Source organism: Frankia casuarinae (genome assembly GCF_000013345.1).
GTDB classification, from domain to species: domain Bacteria; phylum Actinomycetota; class Actinomycetes; order Frankiales; family Frankiaceae; genus Frankia; species Frankia casuarinae.
In genome coordinates this window covers 2,019,356-2,036,189 of sequence record NC_007777.1, presented here as the reverse complement: position 1 = coordinate 2,036,189, position 16,834 = coordinate 2,019,356, and the positions used below count along the sequence as shown (strand labels likewise).

Below are 16,834 nucleotides of genomic sequence, written 5' to 3'. Positions count from 1 at the left end.
GCCGCTCACCCCCGGTACTTGGCGGGCGGCATCGGAGCAGGCGGGCGCAGGCCCGACCCGGCGGAGATGGCATCCGGCCGGTCCGACACCGGCGCGGGTGCCGGCAGACGGGGCCAGGCCCGGGGCAGCTGATCGAGGGTGAGCCGGCCGGGGCGGCTGGCGCCGAGCGGCAGCCAGCGGGCGAGGGCCGGGTCGAGCTGGTCGTCGGGCGGGGCGAGGGTGGCCGCGGTGGTCGCGACCGGGACGGTGTGCGGCTGGTCGAGCCCGGCAACGGCGTCGGCCAGCGCGCGGCGGGCGCGGGTCTCCCGGCCGATGGTGGGGAACCAGAACAGGACCGGGGTGGTGATGCCGGTCGCGGAGGCGAGCCGCCCATATTTGTCGATCTTCGCGGCGAGGCGGGCGTACGGCTCGGTGGCCCAGTCGAGTTCGAGGAACCATTCCAGGTCGCTGCCGCGGCTGGTCCACCGTCCGTAGGCGTCGGGACGGACGATGTCGCCGAACGCGGCCCGGGTGCGAGCCTCGGACCACCAGGCGGTGAGCGTGCCGGGCGGGTTGGGCTGTCGGGCGTGGGCGATGAGGTGGGTGAAGAAGCCGTTGACCGCGACGCGGTGGGCGAGCTGGGGCCAGTAGGCGACGCCGAGTGCCCGGTCGTGCCGGTAACCGGTCGCGGCCAGGTCGATGCCGTCTTCGGCGGCGAGGATCGCGGCGCCGGCAACGTCGCAGACATAGTGCGCCGGGGGCATGCCCTCGCCGAGGGGGCTCAGGGGTTGGAAGCGGTCGATGACACGCCAGCGGTAGAGCTGGAGGAGCCGCTCGTTGGCGGTGCGACGGTTGGTCCAGGCGGCGTGGACGAGCTGATGAGTGGTCAGGACCCGGTGTTCGTAAAGGAGCCGGGTGATCCAGCGGTCGCGGGGGCTGAGGTGAGGGGTGAGGTTCGCGAGATGGTTGGCGTCGGCGACGACGCGGGCGGCGGGACGCTGCGGGAGGCGTAGGGCGCGTTGCGGCAAGGGCTTGGCCATCGGGGACGCTCCTTCGAGGCGGCGGGGCGCCGTCAGGCGACGCGGCGCGGGTCGGCGGTCGGGCGCGGACCCGGACCGGCAGGGGAAGGTGCGGCGGGGGTGGCGGCGCGGCGGCGCAGGTCTCGGCGGATCTGGGCGGCGCGGCCGGGAACCGGCGGCGGCAGCTTTTCGGTCACGACCGTGAAGGCGGGGGCTTCTTCGCCGCCGACGACCAGGCGGGCGGCGGCATGGAACACGCCGAGGTTGGCGAGGTCGTGTTCGGCGAGCCGGGGCTCGGTGTGCCGGGCGAGCCGCTTCGCGTCCGCCGGGCTGACCGTAAAATAGATCTTGGAGCGGGCGTTGGCGCCGATGCTTTCTTCCAGGTGCCGAGGCAGCTGGGTGAGGTTCTGGTGCGCCAACGTGAGGGACAGCCGGTAGCCGCGGGCGGCGGCGAGCATGTCCTCCAACGCGTACGGAAGCGTGAGGAAATGGTGCGCCTCGTCCAAGTACAGGCTGGCGTCGGGCCTTTTCCCTTGGGGGAGGCGGGCGCGGCGGGTGGTGGCCTGCCAGACGGCGGAGACGACGATCGAGCCCATCAGGGCAGCGGTTTCGACGCCGAGGGCGTCCTGGGCGATGCGGACCAGGCACACCCCGCCGTCGTTCAGCACGGTGTCCATGTCGACGGTCGAGGGTCCGGCGGCGATCGCGGCCCGCACGAACGGCCGCAGCAGAAAGCCGCGCAGTTTGTTCATCAGTGGGGCGACGGCGTGGCCGCGTGCGGCGTCGGAGATGGATTCGTACCAGGTCCAGAAGCCGGCGAGGATGTCGTCGTTGATCTCGCCCAATGCCCGGTGCCGGTAGGCGGTGTCGGTGAGGAGTTTCGGTAGATCCGTGAGCACCGGGACGCCGGGTTGTGCGGCGAGGGTGAGCAGGCCGGCGCGGAAGATGTCCTCGGTGCGCGGCCCCCAACTGTCGGCGTAGACCCGGGAGAAGATCGAGACGAGGTTGTCGACGGCCCGGCCCCGGTCGGGCTGGTCGAGCGGGTTGAGGCAGGGTGGCCGGCTGTTCGATTCGGCGTCGAACAGGACGAGGCGGTCGAGGGCGTCGGTCGGGTAGCGGGCGAGGATGTCGATGATCTGGTCGCCCTTCGGGTCGACGTTGACCACCCCTCGACGGGCGGCGACGTCGTCGAGCGTCATGCGGGCGAGCAGTTCGGACTTGCCGGCGCCGGTCGCGCCGAGGACGTGCAGGTGATGCCGGGCGTCCGGGACCCGCAGACCGACCGGACGCGCACGCCCGGCATCGGTCCGCCCGAGCGGGCGCACATTCGGGCCGGGCCCGGCGACGCCAGGCGGCGGGGCGACCGCCTTCGCTCCGGCGCGTTGCAGGCCCGGGGTCGCCTCGTCGACCGGCAGGTGCGCCAGCGCGCCGAGCTCGGCGACCGAGAGCAGGTCGCCACGGCCGAACTGCCGGGTAGCGAGGACGGGCAGGGGACGGCGCAGCCGCACGCGGCGGTAGTAGTTGTGGTCGCCGTAGGCCGCGTAGGCGCTCGCGATCGCGTGCGCCCGTCCGCGCAGCTGGCTAGCGACCTGGGCGGCGGTGGTGTCGTCGGTGTGATCGTCGAGGATCGCGGCGATGGCGTAGCGGACACGGACCTCGTACTGGGCCCCGCGCTGTTTCGTGACGATGGCGCGGTCTTCCGCGGACAGGGCCAGCGACGTCTGCGGGTCGACCTTCACCGGGGTGGTAGCCGTCCGGCGGCGCTGCCGGGTGCGGCCAGTGCGGGGGGTGAGCAGGTCCAGCAGCCCGCCGATCAGGTGCGCGGAGCCGCCGGCGCGCAGCCGGCGGGCGGCCCGGCGGGACCGGGCGACGCGGCGGCCGGTGACCGGCCGGGCCAGGATCTGGACCGCCGCCCGTTGGTTGCGGGCGAGGCTGCCGGGCGCGCCGAGCAGGGCGCGGATCGGGTCGGCGTCGTGGTCGACCCGGATCGGGAGTGCTTCGGGGCGGGCGAGGCGCAGTTCGCCGCCGGCGGCGAGTAGCCGCCGGCCTGGCCGGGCCACGACGGGCAATGGTGCGCGGGCGGGCGTGGTGTGGGTATGCGCTCCGGGCCAGGCCGCCTCGACCGCGCGTTCGACGAAGCCGTCGGGCACGACGCCGGGCACCCACATCTGGATGCGCACCCCGTCGGCGGTGAACTGGTACTCCCACACGAGGTGCGGCTGGCCGATCAGGCGCCGCCAGCCGGGCCGGAGCAGGCCGAGCAGGTTCGCCCACAGCGCGCCCGCGCCCGCCGGGTCGACGGTGGGCGGGGCCAGCACGGTCACGAGGCGGGCGCCTGCGGCGAGCTGCTGCTGGTACCGGCGGCGCAGCCGCCGGCGCAAGGTAACCAGGCCGGCGGCGGTGAGGGTGAGCAGCGGGCCGGCGATGGGGCCCCACACCGCCACCCATCCCCGTAGCTGGCCGAAGATCTGGTGGAGGAAGCCCCACGGGTCCGTCAGATAGATCGTGAGCGGCGACGACGGCGTGGTGGTCGCCGCGGCGAGCAGATCCATGGTTACGATCTCCCTGCGGGATGGCGGTGCTGGTCAGGCGGCATCGAGGTAGATCTGGCCGTTGTCATCGGTCGGGTCGTCCGGCACGGCGAGATCGAGGAAGCCGTCGTCGGCCGCGTTGTCGGGGTCGGCGGCGAGTTCGGCTGGGTTGGTCGTGACCAGGCGGTGCTCGACCTGCGAGGCCAGGGCTTGGAAAGCGACTCGTTGTGCCCCCGCCGCGAGGAGTCCTTGTCCGCGGTCGGCGGACAGCAGGAACTGCCGTTCGCCCTGGGACAGGTCGAAGATGGCGGTGATCTCGTCGATGGCCTGCGGTGCCTGGCGGAGCAGGATCTGGGTGGCGGCGTTGGTGACGATCGCTTTGCCGAGGTCGGTGGCGAGCACGTCGGCGGTGTCCTGGGTGGCCACGGTGAGCCCGGCCCAGTGCTTGCGGGACGACTTGGCCATGCGGAACAGGAAGTCCGCGCCAGCGGGCTGGCGCATGAGCAGCCATGCCTCGTCGACTACGACCAAGCGGGGACGGCGGTCGGCGGGGTTGGAGACTCGCCGCCACACGGCGTCGAGGACGAGTAGCGTCCCGATCGGCTTCAACTCGTCCGCAAGGTCGCGCAGCGAGTAGACGACAAGGTGGCCGTCGCCGCGGCGGGTCGTCGGCCCGTTGAACAGGCCGGAGAACGCCCCGGCGGTGAACGGGTGCAGCCGGGCGCCGAGCGCGACCGCGGCCGGGTCGTTGGAGCTGGCCAGGGTGGTGGCGAGGTCGGCCAGCAGCGGTGCCGGCCGGTTCCAGCTGCGCGGGTCGGAGCTGATCCCGGCGGCCTGGTAGGTGGCGGTGATCGCGACGTCGAGGGCTGCCCGTTCGGCCGCACTCAGCTGGCCGACCAGGACGGCGATAACGGTGTGCAGGAACAGGCTGCGCCGCACCAGCGCGTCGCGCGGTGCGGTGCGCCGCCCGTCGGGGGTGGTCTGGATCGGCAGGTCGAACGGGTTGATCCGCACCTCGTCGGCGCCGAGGTGCAGGTAGCTGGCGCCGACCGCGGCGGCGAGCCGGGCGTATTCGTCTTCCGGGTCGACGACGTGGACCTCGATGCCCCGGTAGAGACTGCGCAGGAGTTCGAGCTTGACCAGGTAGGACTTGCCGGCGCCGCTGCGGCCGAGGATGACGGCGTTGTGGTTGTCGACGTCGCCGAACCGGTCCCAGTGGACCAGCCCGTTGCTCGCGACGTTGAGCCCGTAGAGCACCCCGGTCGGAGCCAGAGAGGTCGGGTCGGCGGGCGGCAGATCGGGCGACGTGAACGGGAACGCCGCGGACAGGGCTGCGGTGTCGAAGGTGCGGCGCATCCGCACCTGGTCCAAGCCGAGGGGCAGGGTGCTGACCCAGCCCTGGAGCGAGCGGTAGCTGACTGGCTTGGCGTCCAGCAGCAGGCTGGCCGCCAGCGCCCGCACGGCGGCGACCTCGTCGGCCAACTCGGCTTCGCTGGCCGCATGGACGGTGAAATACAGACCCAGCCTGAACAGCTTGCCTTCGCCGCGGGCTACGCGGGCGGACAGGTCGTAGGCGTCCTCGGTCGCCGCCTCGACCTGCGGGTCGACCAGCCGGCCCTTCTCGTCGCCGAGCTGCCGGCCGGACTCCAGCTTCGACAGCTGCCGGCGCAGCCGGTTCGCCGCGGTGACCGGGTCAATCGGCTCGACGTGCACGGCGACGTCGACCCGGCCCGGGTAGGTCACCAGCGGGGCGAGCCAGCCGGCATGGACCTCACGCGGATAGCCGGTGATCGCCATCGTGGCCACGTAATCCCCGCCGACGTCCAGGTGGCGGGGCGCGATCGTGAGTGCGTCCGGGACGAACGCCGCCGCGGCAGCGTCCACTGTCCGGGTCGACGGGCTGGGGGCCTGCGCGGAGGTCCGGCGTCGGGCTCGTCTGCTCATCGGGCGTGTCCCCTGCGCGCCGTGTGTCGTGCTGGCCGTCGGGAGCCGCCGTCGGAACGCCCGGCCGGCGGGCGCAGGGCGGGCGGGTCCCAGAAGTCGGGGTCGTTGAGCGGGCCGTCCCCATCGGCGTCGTCGAACCGGTCGCCATAGCCGGCTCCGACCGCCGCGTCCGGGTCGTCGAACCCGGCGTCGTCCAGGAAGCCGTCGTCGGTGTCGGGCTGGTAGGCCGAGTAGCTGTCGACGGGCTCGGGGACATCGGCGGTGATGACGTCGTCGGGGGCCGCGAGCGCGGCCGGCGGCACCAGGCCGGCCGGGTTGCAGGCAGCGGCCAGCACGCTGGTCGCCGTGCCCGCGTCCAGCGGCGTGACCACGATCCCGGCCGGTGCCAGCAGGTCGGTCGCCTCGGCGAGCCGGCGGGCGAGCCGGGTGTGCGCGGCCCGTCGGATGGCCGCTCCGGCGCGGCGGGCGTCGCGGGCCGCCGCCCGTCGGCCGGACAGTGCGGCCAGCGGGGATGCGCCCCCGAGCCCGTCGACCGGGCCGGCCGCCACGAGCGGCTCTCGCAGGACCAGCAGGACCTGGCGGGTCAGCAGCTGCATCTCGTCGGCGAGCTGGGCCAGGTAGGTGGCGTGTTCGCGGGCGGCGTGCGCGAGCGCGGGGTGGGGCAGCTGGTCGGCGGCGTCGTCGAGTTGACGGATCTGGTCGGTCAGGTCGGCGGGCATGGCCCGCACGAGGATCTGCACCGGCGCGGTCAGGGAGTGCAGGTAGCGGGCGAACACGGCGACCAGCCCGTCCTGCTCGCCCGGCGTGCGCAGCGCGAAGTTCACCGTGCTCGCGACCGCGACGACCGCAAGCCCGTCCGGCCCGAGGTCGATCACGCCGACCCCGGCGTTGGTGGTGACGGTGCGGGCCGGTAGCCGCAGCGGCGCCGCGCTCTGCCCGCCCGCGGCCGGCCGTCGGTCACCGGAGCTGCTCGTGGCGCGGGCGGCCAGCCAGGACGGCGGCGGAATCACTCCTTCGGGGGCGTTGATGCGGTGTCGTGGGCTGGTGCGTTGGCGGATCGCGGCGACGAGCATCCGGTCGAGGGACAGCCCGTCGCGCTGGCCCAGGACGAGGACGCCGGCGCCCGCGGCGACCGGGACGGCGAGCAGCGCGAACACCGGCAACGGCAGCAGGGCACGGGTCGCGGCCCAGGCGAGGTAGAGCACGATCGCGGTCAGCGCGAGGATCAACACCTGCCGGGCGGTCAGGCCCGCCATGATCCGATCTTCGCGATCAACATCGGCGGGAATTCGTACGGGATGCGTCATCGCGGCTGATCACCTTCCGGTCGGGGTGGGCGGGGGCGGCGGGGCATGTTCGGCAACATCAGCTGCCGGTAGAGGGGCGGGACCGGCCGCGCCGGCGAGGTCGGGCGGGATGGCGACGGCGGTGGTGCAGGTGGGGACGGCCGGGCGGGGCGTGGGGTGCGGGGCAGGCCCTCCAGCGGGAGGGCGTACTGGCCGGTGCGGTCCGGGCGGATGCCCTGGTAGGGGTCGAACGGCAGCTCCAGCTGCCGGCCCCTCGGCGCCGGACGAGGCTGGGTCGGCCGGCCGGGACCAGACCGGCCCGCGCCGGCCCGCGCCGAGGCCGGACGCCGCACGGGTTGTGGGGCCTTGGGTGGGTGCGGCTGGTCGACCTCGAACGGCAGCAGCAGCTGGCCGTCGCGGTCCACCCACGCCCCGCCGTCGCGGGGCAGGTAACGCCCGCCGGGGGCGACGGCCTGGCCGAACGGGATGGACAGCTGGCGGTGCCGCGGCCGGGACCGTCCGGCCGGATTCGGCTGCCGCGGTGGGCGAGGTACCCCGCGCGCCGGTCCCGGGCGGCGGACGCGGGGCACCCTGGTCAGCGGGATGAGCAGCTGCCCGTCGGGGTCGGCCTCGATGTGGTCGTACGGGTCGGCCGGCCCACCGCCCGGCCCGCCGCCAGGCCGGCCCCTGCCCGGCCTGCCGCGCCCGCCCCGGCCGCGCCCGCCGCGGCCTCGCCCAGCCCGTCGGCCCGCGCCCCGTCCGAACCGGGCCCCGAGCAGGCCCAGCGCCCGGCCGATGATGTAGGCGCGCACGACCCGGCCGATAATGCCGTGCCCGCCGCCGTGCCCGATCCTTGGCATCATCCAGAACGGAATCCGGAACAGAAAATAGATCAGGGTGATCGAGGCCAGCAGGTTCACAACGCCGTCCGGGGTCGGGCCGAACACGGTGAACCCGCCCGGGGTAAAGAACACCTTGAACGAGGCGATGAGAACGAACGACTGGACGATCTGGATACCCAGGCAGCCGAAGAACGCCCGCCACCACCAGAACGCCATCTTCTCGGTCAGCGGGTGGCCGTGCCCGGCCAGCGCTATCGGCGCCGCGCCGATGAGCGCCACCTCGATGGTGATCCGGGCGATGTAGGTGCACAGCAGCGCGACAATGGAGCCGGCGAGAAACAGGCCGAGAAAGATGACGAAGACGCTGCGGCCGAGGCCGCCCGGAGTCGGCGCGATCGACCCGAGGACGATGTTCCTCAGCTGCCCGGCGGCGGTGTCGGGATTCAGCCCCTGACCGAGGATCGCGCCGGGCAGCACGTTCGCGCCCTGGATGGCTTTCGTGGCCAGGAACTGCGACAGCCCGGACGCGAGGAAACCCACCGGGATACGCGGGGCGATCTCCTTGATCGAGATGCGGGACTGGACCGTCCCCAACGACATGACGGTGATCCCACCGAACATGATCAGGGCGCCGTAGGCGGTGGCACTGATCGCCCACGACGTCGACCACATTTCACCGATCGCGGGAAGCTGGGACGGTTCCGGCGTGGTCAGCAACGTGCGGCCCAGCAGATCCAGCAGCGGGTTGAGCGCGGCGGTCACCAGCGTGCGGAAAAACGCGGTAATGGCGTTGTTGATCGCGTTGGTGATCCAGCCGACGATCCCGCCGCCGTCGCCGCCGGTGTCCGGCGCCGGGGGCGTCGTGTGCGGCACCGGTGGCGCCGGGACCTCCGGCGTGGTCGTGCAGTCCGGGTTGTCGGCCGGGCACGGCTCGCCGGTGCCGCCGCTGCCATTGCCGCCGCTGCCGTCGGGTGGGGTGCTCGGAGTGTCGGGCGCGGGCGTGGCACCTCCGCCCGAGGGAGCTGGCGTGGCCGGCGGCTCCTGGCCCGGAGGAACCGGGGACGGCCCAGGCTGCGGGTCCGGGGTGGGGCCGGTGGAGCCGGGCGCGCCAGCGGACGGCGCAGTCGAAGGGACGGGTGGTGCGGTGGCGGCGGAGGCCACCGCGGGAACCACGACCGCCAGCAGGAGCGCGAACGCCGCCGTCCCGGCCAGCAGCAGCCCTCGGCCCCGCCGGCGGTGGCGGCGCCGAGGGAAGCCCAGCCGGCGGCGCGTCGGGACGGACGACGAGCCCGGCGTGCCGGGTGGGAGGGTGCGGCGGTGCGAGGCGGCGGTCACGGCCTAGCCCCCGACGATCTGCTTGAGGATCTCGACGACGACCGGCGCGAGCGCGGCCAGCCCATAACCCCAGCCGGCGTTACGGAAGGAGTCCTTGGCCTTGCCGACCTCGCTCGGCTCGCCGTTGGAGATCAGGTAGCGCACGCCGCCGATCGAGAGGAACACCGTCGCCAGCAGCGCCAGAATCCCCATGATCCAGTTGCGGATGTTGTTCAGGACCGTGTTCAGGTCCGGTGCCGTGGGCGCTCCCGGAGGGACCGTCGCGGCGAACGCCGCCGCGCCTCCGGCCAGGACGAACACGCCCACGACGGCGACGAGCAGGACTGTGCGGCACCATCCGACCCGCCGGCTCGGACGTGGGGCGCGGAGCTGGGGTGGTGGGGTCGGGCTCATGCCGGCACCCCCGCAACCGCGAGTGCCGGCGTGCCGGCCGGCGGGAGGAAGCTGAGGACACCGGCCGGTGGATGTGGCCGGGGCGGGGGCTCGCTGGCCGCCTGCGGGGCCTGGCTGGTACCGGCCGGGTCGGTGAGGTGGCCGACGAGGCGTCGTTCGGCCCGCTCGCGCAGCCGGGAGGCGTGGCGGGGTGCCGTCGCGTGGCGGGCGGCCCAGGCGCTGAGCGGGAGGTCATCCAGGCGGGTCGCGGCGATCAGATCGGCTTCGGTGGTGGTCAGGACGCCGGCGGCGACCGCGTTTGCCAAGACCTGCTCGGGACCGGCCTGGCTCGGATCGGACCGCGCGGCTTCGGCCGCGGCGACGGTCTGGAACAGGTCCGGGTCGGGACGAGGGGCTTCCCGCTGCTGGACCGTCAGCGCCAGCCCGGCCCGGTAGGCGGCCCAGCGCAGCCGCACCGCGATTCGTGGCAGGTCCAGGCGGACCGTGGCCACCGCTTCGAGGAACCCGGTGAGCACCTCCGCCTGCACGTCCGCCGGGTCGAGGTCGCTGTAGCCGCCGAGCCGGGCGCAGATCGCGTGCAGTGCGGGCAGCGCCATCCCGGCGGCGCCGACCGTCCACGCACCGCCGTAGCGGCGGGAGCGGCGGATCACCACCGCCCACGCGGCGTCGCGGACGGCCTGCGGGCAGGAGCCGGCCAGCAGCAGGTTCCGCAGCTCGTCCAACGCCACCAGCCGGGTTGGCAGACCTGGCACCACCGACCCGTCCAGCGCCAACGGCGCCGGCCCGGCCACCAGCAGGCCGAAGCAGTCCCGCAAGGTCGCCAGAGGCAACGCGGATACGCCGCGGCCAGCCGGCCGGGCGGGAAAGGAAGACATTCCGTCGGGCATTACCGTCGTCCTTTGCTGTCACGGAAACTCGGACAGCTCTAAGGACGCCACGCCGTGCCCAGCAAAAAGCCAGAACGATCTCCCAGTGAATGCACAGAAAAGATCGCTGGCGCCCAGCAGAATCCCAGCGATCTTTATTCGGCACTCTCGCCAGCCTCGGAGTCGAGCCGACGCCAGCGGCGGCACGAGCCTGCACAGCAGGGCTGTGAGCTGCGACGCTGTGACATCCAGCGAAGATCGCTGGGCATCCCAGCGGGGACCGCGACGGGTCGGCAATGATGCCAGCGGGAAAAATCTTGAAAAAAGTTTCGGGTGGCCTGTTCGGGCAATGCCCAGCGAGCTGCCAGCGATCAATAGTCCGGTCGGACTAGGCAATGCCCAGCGGGAAAAATCTTGAAAAAAGTCGCCGGGCTGGTGTCCGAGGCATGCCCAGCAGACGGTCTCCTTTTACGGCCGCGAAAACGCACCGCCGTGAAAGGAACCCTCTCGATGCCCGTATCAGACCCTGACCGCGACAGGGGCGCTGTCGTCCCCGCCGGGCAGCTGGCGACCGTCTGGCCGTGCCCGCCGGACAGCCCCGCCCGGCCGCCGGCCGGCTGGCTTCAGAGCGCCGTCGAACAGCTCGTCGCCACCCACACCCGGCCCGGCGACCCGGTCCTGCTGCTGACCCCGCCGGCCCCGGACGGGTTCGCCGCAGGCCGCCGCGAGACGCAGGCGGACCGGCTCGCCGATGCTGGTGGGGCCGTGGCCCGACTCGGCCGGCACGTCCAGGTCCGCCCCGCGCCCGCCACCCCGGGCCCGTGGACGTCCGGGTCCGGACCCGGACCCGCCACCTCCGGCGAAGGTCCGGACGACGACCGTCGCTCGCTGGTCGTCACGGTCGTCGAGCCGACGCGGACCGGCTGGCTCCACGGTGTTCCGTGGGCCCGTCTGGTCACCTCCGGCGGCCTGCTGGCTGTGATCAGCCGCAGCGACAGCATCGCCGGCTGGCTGATCGAACCCACCGCCGAGCTGACCGCCGCGACCGGCCGCCACGGGCTCGCGCTGCTCGACCGGTTCGTGCTGCTGGAAGTTCCCCTCGACGAGCTCGACCAGCCGCCCACCCCCCTGCCACGCGCGACGGTGGCCCGCAGAGTGCACTCCGACTTGCTGCTGTTCGCCCCGGTACTGCCCGCTGGCCCACAGGAGCGCCAGTGAGGAGCGACGCCGAACGCTGGCGCCGGGGACGGGCGGCGACGGTCTGGCCGACGGGCCTGCTCGCCCTCGCCGGCCAGGACGGTGCCGGCGACGGCCCGCGTGGCGGCGCCGCGGCGGACATGGCGGTTCCCGCGGCGGTCGCTGCCCATGCCATCGCCCTCTACAGCTGGCCCGGCGACACCGTCTGCGACCCGGACTGCGCCGACGGGGCCGTTCTCGTCGAGGCGGTTCTGGCTCGACGGCACGCCGTCGGCATCGCAGCGGACCGGCGCGCCTGGCAGACCGCTCGCCACGCCCTGACCGCGGCCAAGGCGCGGGGCGCGCCCGGTGACGGGACGATTCTGGACCGCTTGCCCGACGGGTGGTCCTGGACCGGACTCGGACCGGTCGACCTGCTTCTGACCGCCCTCGGACCGCCCGCCGACTCGGCCGGCCCGCATGGTCTGAGGGGCGACCGGCTGGCGACCCGCCTCGCCGGCTACCGGGACCTGGCCCGGCCCGCGGGCCGCCTCGTGGTCGTGGCCGCCTACCACGTCGCCGATGGCCTCGATCTGGCCAGCCGGATCGTCGCCGCCGGCCGCAAGGCAGGCTGGCAGCCCGTGCAACGCGCGGTCGCGCTCACCGCCGTCCCCTACACCCGTGCGCTCGACGCCGCGCCCGCGACCGGCCGTGCCTGGCCTGCCCACCACGACGTGCTCCTCTTCCGGTCCCGCGGGCAGCCGGCGCGGCCCCCGCGCCCACCGGAGCTGCCGCCGTCCAGCCCGGCGCCCGCCGCCGACCCGCCCGCCGCCGCGGCGAACCGCGCCGCCTAAGACCCGCCCTGCGCCGGCCGGCGCACCGCGGCCGGTCTTCCCGCTTCCCTTCTGCTCGCCCTTCTGTGGCTGGAGCCCCCATGTCTGACCTGTCGCCCATCCCCGTGCTGCCACCCGCCCCCACCGAGCCGGCCCGCCCGCCTGGCTGGTGGTCGCGGCTGGTCCACCGCCGTGCGGCGCGCGCGGCGCGGCTGCTCGCCGCCCACCACGCTCAGACCACCGAACGCGCCCGCCTGGCGCAGATCGCCCTCGTCCGCGGCGGCTACCACCTCGGACCGATTCCCTACGGCTACCTGCCGTTGCACGTTCCGGCCCCCGGCGGCGGGCGCCGCCGGGTCCGGCTCGTCGTCGATTTCGGGCCCGCGTCCGTCGTCTCGGCGATCTACCACTGGCGGATCGACGACCGGCTCACGCCACGGGCGATCACGACCCGGCTGCACGGCATCCCCGACCCCACCCTCCTCCCCGTCGACCCCACCAGCGGCCTGCCTCGGCCCTGGGCCCCGGCCGCGGTCGCCCGCGTCCTGGCCAACCCCGTCTACACCGGCGCCACCGTCTGGGGTCGCACCCGCGCCGGCCGGCCCGTCCCGCCCGATGAGTGGGTCATCTGCCTCGGCGCCCACCAGCCGATCATCGACGGGCGCACGTTCCACCACGCACAGCTCCTCGCGCCCCCCGGCGCAGGGATTTTCAGCGCGCAGCTACCACCGTGGGAATTCGTCGACCCGCCGACCGACCCGGGAAACACCAACGGCGGGCAGGGGCCGATCACATGACTCCACCGCGGCCGTTTCACGACCGAAACCGCACCTGGATGAGAAATGTTTCCGTCGGGCCGGAGACGTCGCGGTGACCCGCCGGCGGCCCCAGGATCGGGACGACACCGCACCCGCCGATCGCGGCGACGACACATCGGCTGTGTCGACCGGACGTCAGGACGCGGTCAGGGACATCACCATCGAGCACATCGAAACCGTCTGGATGACCCCCGAAGAATACGACACCGCCGTGTCCGTTCTGGCTGAACTTGTCCTACAGTGGGAAAGGAAGGGCGCGCCGAACACCGCGCCGAAAAAGGCGGCCTGACGACCCCGCACCTTTCTACCGGGCGGGCGGCCCGTCCCCATCAGATGGGCCGCCCGCCCATCATCTAGAAAGGAACCCTCGGTATGCCCTGCCCATTTTCAGCCCGACGAGCCATCACAAAGACGGCGGCGATCACCGAACCCGCCGTCCCGCCGGTCGTTTTCTACAGCCGGATCGCCACCGACGGCGGCCAGCAGTCCCTCACCGACCAGTACGCCCAGACCCTGGCCTACCTCGCGGCCCATCACCCGGCCTACCTCCTGCTCGACGACGACAGCAGTGAGCCGGCCCGCGCCCGATTTTCCCTCCCGTCGATGTGGCGTCGCGCTTTCCAGCGCCACTGGCGCCACGCCTAAAGCCCGGCCGCCGCACACGACCAGTTCCGAGAGAAAGGGACACGCGCCATGGCCCGTGCGACCTCGCGTCGCAAGAGCGCGAACCGCACCCCCCAGCCCGCCGTCGACCCGCTCGACACCGTCCGGGTCGGGATCTACCTGCGGCGCTCCACCGACGACGAGCACCAGCCTTACTCCATCGAAGCCCAGGAAGAACGACTCCGTTCCTACATCGACTCCCAACCCGGCTGGGCCATCGCCCTCCGGTTCTCCGACGACGCCTCCGGCGCCACCACCGAACGCGACGACCTGCAACGCGCCCTGTCCGCGGCCCGCCACGGACTGATCGACGTCCTGCTCGTCTACCGGGTCGACCGACTCTCCCGCAACCTGCGCGACACCGTCACCCTGCTCGAAGAACTTGACCAGGCTGGCGTCGTGTTCCGCTCGGCCACCGAGCCGTTCGACACCGCGACCCCGATGGGCCGCATGCTGCTCCAGATGCTCGCGATGTTCGCACAGTTCGAGCGCGACACGATCATCGACCGGGTCATCGCCGGCATGGAACGCAAAGCCGCCAAGGGCCTATGGATGGGCGGCAACCGGCCCTTCGGCTACCAGGTCGACCGCGCCAACTGGAAACTGCTCGTCGACGAGAAGGAAGCGCCCGTCGTCCGCCTGATCTTCAACCTCTACGTCAAGGAACGGGTCGGCACCCGCGCCATCGCCAAGACCCTCAACGAGCGCGGCCACCGCACCACCACCGGCGGACCCTGGTCCGGACACCAGGTCCTCCGCGTCCTGGACAACCGCATCTACCTCGGCGAGCTGACCTTCCGCGAGATCACCGTCACCGACACCCACAAGCCGATCATCGAGGCGGCCCAGTTCGCTGAGGCCGAGAAGATCCTCACCATCCGCAGCGACGGACACACCCACCGAGCCGCCAGCGACTCCGACTACTACCTCACCGGCCGCATGCGCTGCCCGCAATGCGCCAAAGCGATGCTCGGCTCCAACGCCGGGGGACGCAACCGCACCTACCGCTACTACACCTGCTTCACCCGCCTGCGCTACAGCCGCGACCGCTGCGACGCCCCCCGCCTCGACGCCGACGCCCTCGACCAAGCCGTCCTCACCGCACTCGCCGCCTTCTACCGCGACCACCAGCAGCTCATCTCCGACGCCGTCCACCACGCCCGCCAGCGCCACCACGACGCCCACGCCGACCGCACCGGCGAACTCGCCACCGTCCAGGCCGACCTCACCCAAACCGACCAGGCCATCGACCGCTACCTATCCGCGTTCGAGCGCGGCACCCTCGACGAAGAAACCCTCGCCACCCGACTCGCCACGCTGCGCACCAAGCAGAAGCAGCTCCGCCGCCGACAGACCGAACTCACCGCCCAGATCGACGACGAACCCGTCATGCCCCCACGCGCCACCCTCAGCAAGATCGCAGGCCACATCGATACGATCATCGAGGTCGGCACCGACCTTCAGCGCAAAGCCCTCGTCGAAGCCCTCATCCACGAAGTCAAGATCCTCGGCCCCGGACGGCTCCAACCGGTCTTCAAAGTCCCCAGACCCGAGCCGAGCGAGACCGCCGCAGCCGCCCTACCAGCCACAACGCCCCCGAAGGGAGCGGTTCGTACAATGCCAAACATGGTGGAGCGGGTGGGACTCGAACCCACGACCGACGGAAACACCGTCGCAACCACGACGTCCATACCGTCGGCACGGTGCCGCACGCGTCGTCGAGGTGTCACCCTGTTCCCGTGGACACACCGTCGATCCATCAGCCCCGCCAGCGCCGGTTCACCGACAGCGACGATCCCGGGCCGAACGAAGATCCCGAGCAGCTCCGGCTCTTCCACCGCTGGCGTGCGGCCCGGTCACCGTCGTCGGTGGTTCATCTCGACTCGGCCGGCGCGGCCCGCCCCAGTCGGGCCACGATCGCGGCCGAGGCCGCGTACCTGGAGCGCGAGAGCGCACTCGGCGCGTACGCCGCCGAGGTGGAGGCAGGCAGCGGGCTCCACGCCACGCGGGCCAGGCTCGTCAGCCTGATGGGCCCGGGACTCGACGCTGATGACCTGAGCTTCCACCATTCGGCGAGCGCGGCTTTCGCCAGCTTGCTGATGGCCTGGCGGCTCCCCGCCGGGGCGAGGATCGGCGTGGTACCAAGCGAGTACGGGTCCAACATGCTCGTACTCGCCGCCCGGGCGCTGCGCACCGCGGTCTCGCTGGTCGATCTTCCCGTCGACGAGACCGGGGTCATCGACGTCGAGACGCTCGACCGGGCCGGAGTAGCCTGCGCCGACGCACCCGGGCGCATCGGTCTCGCCGACCTCGACCTCGTGGTGTTTCCGCAGGTGCCAAGCCAACGGGGCATCGTTCAGCCGGCAGCCGCGATCGGTGCGCGCTGCGCGGCCGAAGGCGTCCCCCTGGTACTCGACGTGGCGCAGTCCCTCGGCCAGGTCGAGGTGCGCCAGACCGCGGCCAGCGCCTATATCGGAACGTCGAGAAAATGGCTCTGCGGGCCACGAGGAGCAGGATTTCTCGCCGTCCGGAAAGGCAGCGTCGATCTTCTTGATATCGCCGTGCCGAGCCTGCACAGCGCACGCTTCGACCGCAACGACCGTCCGGTTCCTCTCCCCGGACTGGCCCGGCTCGGGATAGGCGAGGCGGCGACCGTGTCCCGCATCGGCCTGGGGCAGGCCGTCACGGAATTGACGGATTCCGGCCCGTCACTTGTCTTCGCCCGCATCGCGCGGCTGGCCGGTCAGGGAAGACGCCTTCTCGACGGGGCCGGCGGCTGGCGGGTGCGCGAGGACCCAGATTCACCGTGCGGCATCATCACCATGCAACCGCCCCCCGGCACCGATCCGGTGGCCGTCCGGGACCGGCTCTACCGAGAGGACCGGGTGCTCACCAGTGCCATCCCCGTGGAGCGCTCCCGGGATCTCACCGGGCCGGTCCTCCGCGCGAGCGCGCACGTCTATACCGATCCGGCGGAGTTCGAAAGGCTGGCCATGGGGCTCGAACGCATCGCCTACGATCGTTGACGCCCCGGCGGCCACCTGCCCGCAGGCCGACCAGCCAGCGCGTCTTCGGCTGTCGCCGCCCTCGTACGTGCCGCCAGCACCGCCGCCTCATGCCACAGCGTGCCCGCGCTACCGCCATCTGAC

At 72.8% G+C, this 16,834-nt stretch carries 14 protein-coding genes; 7 read left to right on the top strand and 7 right to left on the bottom strand.

Annotated elements, in window-relative coordinates; translation table 11 throughout:
- Positions 1 to 5: 5 nt before the first annotated feature.
- From FRANCCI3_RS08525 to FRANCCI3_RS08495, 7 genes are read right to left on the bottom strand one after another with little or no spacing between them, the layout of a single operon-like run.
- On the bottom strand, positions 6 to 1,019 hold the full coding sequence (locus FRANCCI3_RS08525; RefSeq protein WP_011436133.1) for a replication-relaxation family protein: 1,014 nt from the start codon (positions 1,017 to 1,019) through the stop codon (positions 6 to 8).
- A 32-nt stretch (positions 1,020 to 1,051) separates the two neighbouring features.
- A complete protein-coding gene (locus FRANCCI3_RS08520; RefSeq protein WP_011436132.1) occupies positions 1,052 to 3,550 on the bottom strand; it encodes a TraM recognition domain-containing protein in 2,499 nt (832 codons plus the stop codon).
- Positions 3,551 to 3,583: 33 nt separating this feature from the next.
- Positions 3,584 to 5,473 carry a VirB4 family type IV secretion system protein gene (locus FRANCCI3_RS08515; protein WP_011436131.1) on the bottom strand — a complete coding sequence of 630 codons (1,890 nt, stop codon included), beginning with the start codon at positions 5,471 to 5,473 and terminating at the stop codon, positions 3,584 to 3,586.
- A complete protein-coding gene (locus FRANCCI3_RS08510; protein ID WP_011436130.1) occupies positions 5,470 to 6,780 on the bottom strand; it encodes a PrgI family protein in 1,311 nt (436 codons plus the stop codon). Before FRANCCI3_RS08510 ends, FRANCCI3_RS08515 begins: the two co-directional genes overlap by 4 nt.
- Positions 6,777 to 8,936 carry a hypothetical protein gene (locus tag FRANCCI3_RS08505; RefSeq protein ID WP_011436129.1) on the bottom strand — a complete coding sequence of 720 codons (2,160 nt, stop codon included), beginning with the start codon at positions 8,934 to 8,936 and terminating at the stop codon, positions 6,777 to 6,779. Before FRANCCI3_RS08505 ends, FRANCCI3_RS08510 begins: the two co-directional genes overlap by 4 nt.
- A gap of 3 nt (positions 8,937 to 8,939) precedes the next feature.
- Entirely contained in the window at positions 8,940 to 9,329 is a 390-nt protein-coding gene (locus FRANCCI3_RS08500; RefSeq protein ID WP_011436128.1) for a pilin, read from the bottom strand.
- On the bottom strand, positions 9,326 to 10,159 hold the full coding sequence (locus FRANCCI3_RS08495; protein WP_232234905.1) for a hypothetical protein: 834 nt from the start codon (positions 10,157 to 10,159) through the stop codon (positions 9,326 to 9,328). Before FRANCCI3_RS08495 ends, FRANCCI3_RS08500 begins: the two co-directional genes overlap by 4 nt.
- A 546-nt stretch (positions 10,160 to 10,705) precedes the next feature.
- On the opposite strand from FRANCCI3_RS08495, the gene FRANCCI3_RS08490 reads away from it, so the two are divergent.
- The 7 genes from FRANCCI3_RS08490 to FRANCCI3_RS08460 all read left to right on the top strand — a co-directional run bounded on the left by FRANCCI3_RS08490 (position 10,706) and on the right by FRANCCI3_RS08460 (position 16,711).
- Positions 10,706 to 11,413 carry a hypothetical protein gene (locus tag FRANCCI3_RS08490; RefSeq protein ID WP_011436126.1) on the top strand — a complete coding sequence of 236 codons (708 nt, stop codon included), beginning with the start codon at positions 10,706 to 10,708 and terminating at the stop codon, positions 11,411 to 11,413.
- Entirely contained in the window at positions 11,410 to 12,225 is an 816-nt protein-coding gene (locus FRANCCI3_RS08485; RefSeq protein WP_011436125.1) for a hypothetical protein, read from the top strand. Before FRANCCI3_RS08490 ends, FRANCCI3_RS08485 begins: the two co-directional genes overlap by 4 nt.
- Positions 12,226 to 12,305: 80 nt before the next feature.
- Entirely contained in the window at positions 12,306 to 13,001 is a 696-nt protein-coding gene (locus FRANCCI3_RS08480) for a recombinase family protein (RefSeq protein WP_011436124.1), read from the top strand.
- A 142-nt stretch (positions 13,002 to 13,143) separates the two neighbouring features.
- Positions 13,144 to 13,311: a hypothetical protein gene (locus FRANCCI3_RS26775; protein ID WP_157493277.1), complete on the top strand. Its 168-nt coding sequence runs from the start codon at positions 13,144 to 13,146 to the stop codon at positions 13,309 to 13,311.
- 83 nt (positions 13,312 to 13,394) lie between these two features.
- Positions 13,395 to 13,667, top strand: coding sequence for a hypothetical protein (locus FRANCCI3_RS08470; RefSeq protein WP_011436123.1), 273 nt, complete (start codon positions 13,395 to 13,397; stop codon positions 13,665 to 13,667).
- A gap of 48 nt (positions 13,668 to 13,715) precedes the next feature.
- Complete coding sequence (locus FRANCCI3_RS08465; RefSeq protein WP_011436122.1) at positions 13,716 to 15,713, top strand: recombinase family protein; 1,998 nt, start codon at positions 13,716 to 13,718, stop codon at positions 15,711 to 15,713.
- Positions 15,602 to 16,711 carry an aminotransferase class V-fold PLP-dependent enzyme gene (locus FRANCCI3_RS08460; RefSeq protein WP_236701509.1) on the top strand — a complete coding sequence of 370 codons (1,110 nt, stop codon included), beginning with the start codon at positions 15,602 to 15,604 and terminating at the stop codon, positions 16,709 to 16,711. The genes FRANCCI3_RS08465 and FRANCCI3_RS08460 overlap by 112 nt, the downstream gene beginning before the upstream one ends.
- Positions 16,712 to 16,834 lie beyond the last annotated feature (123 nt).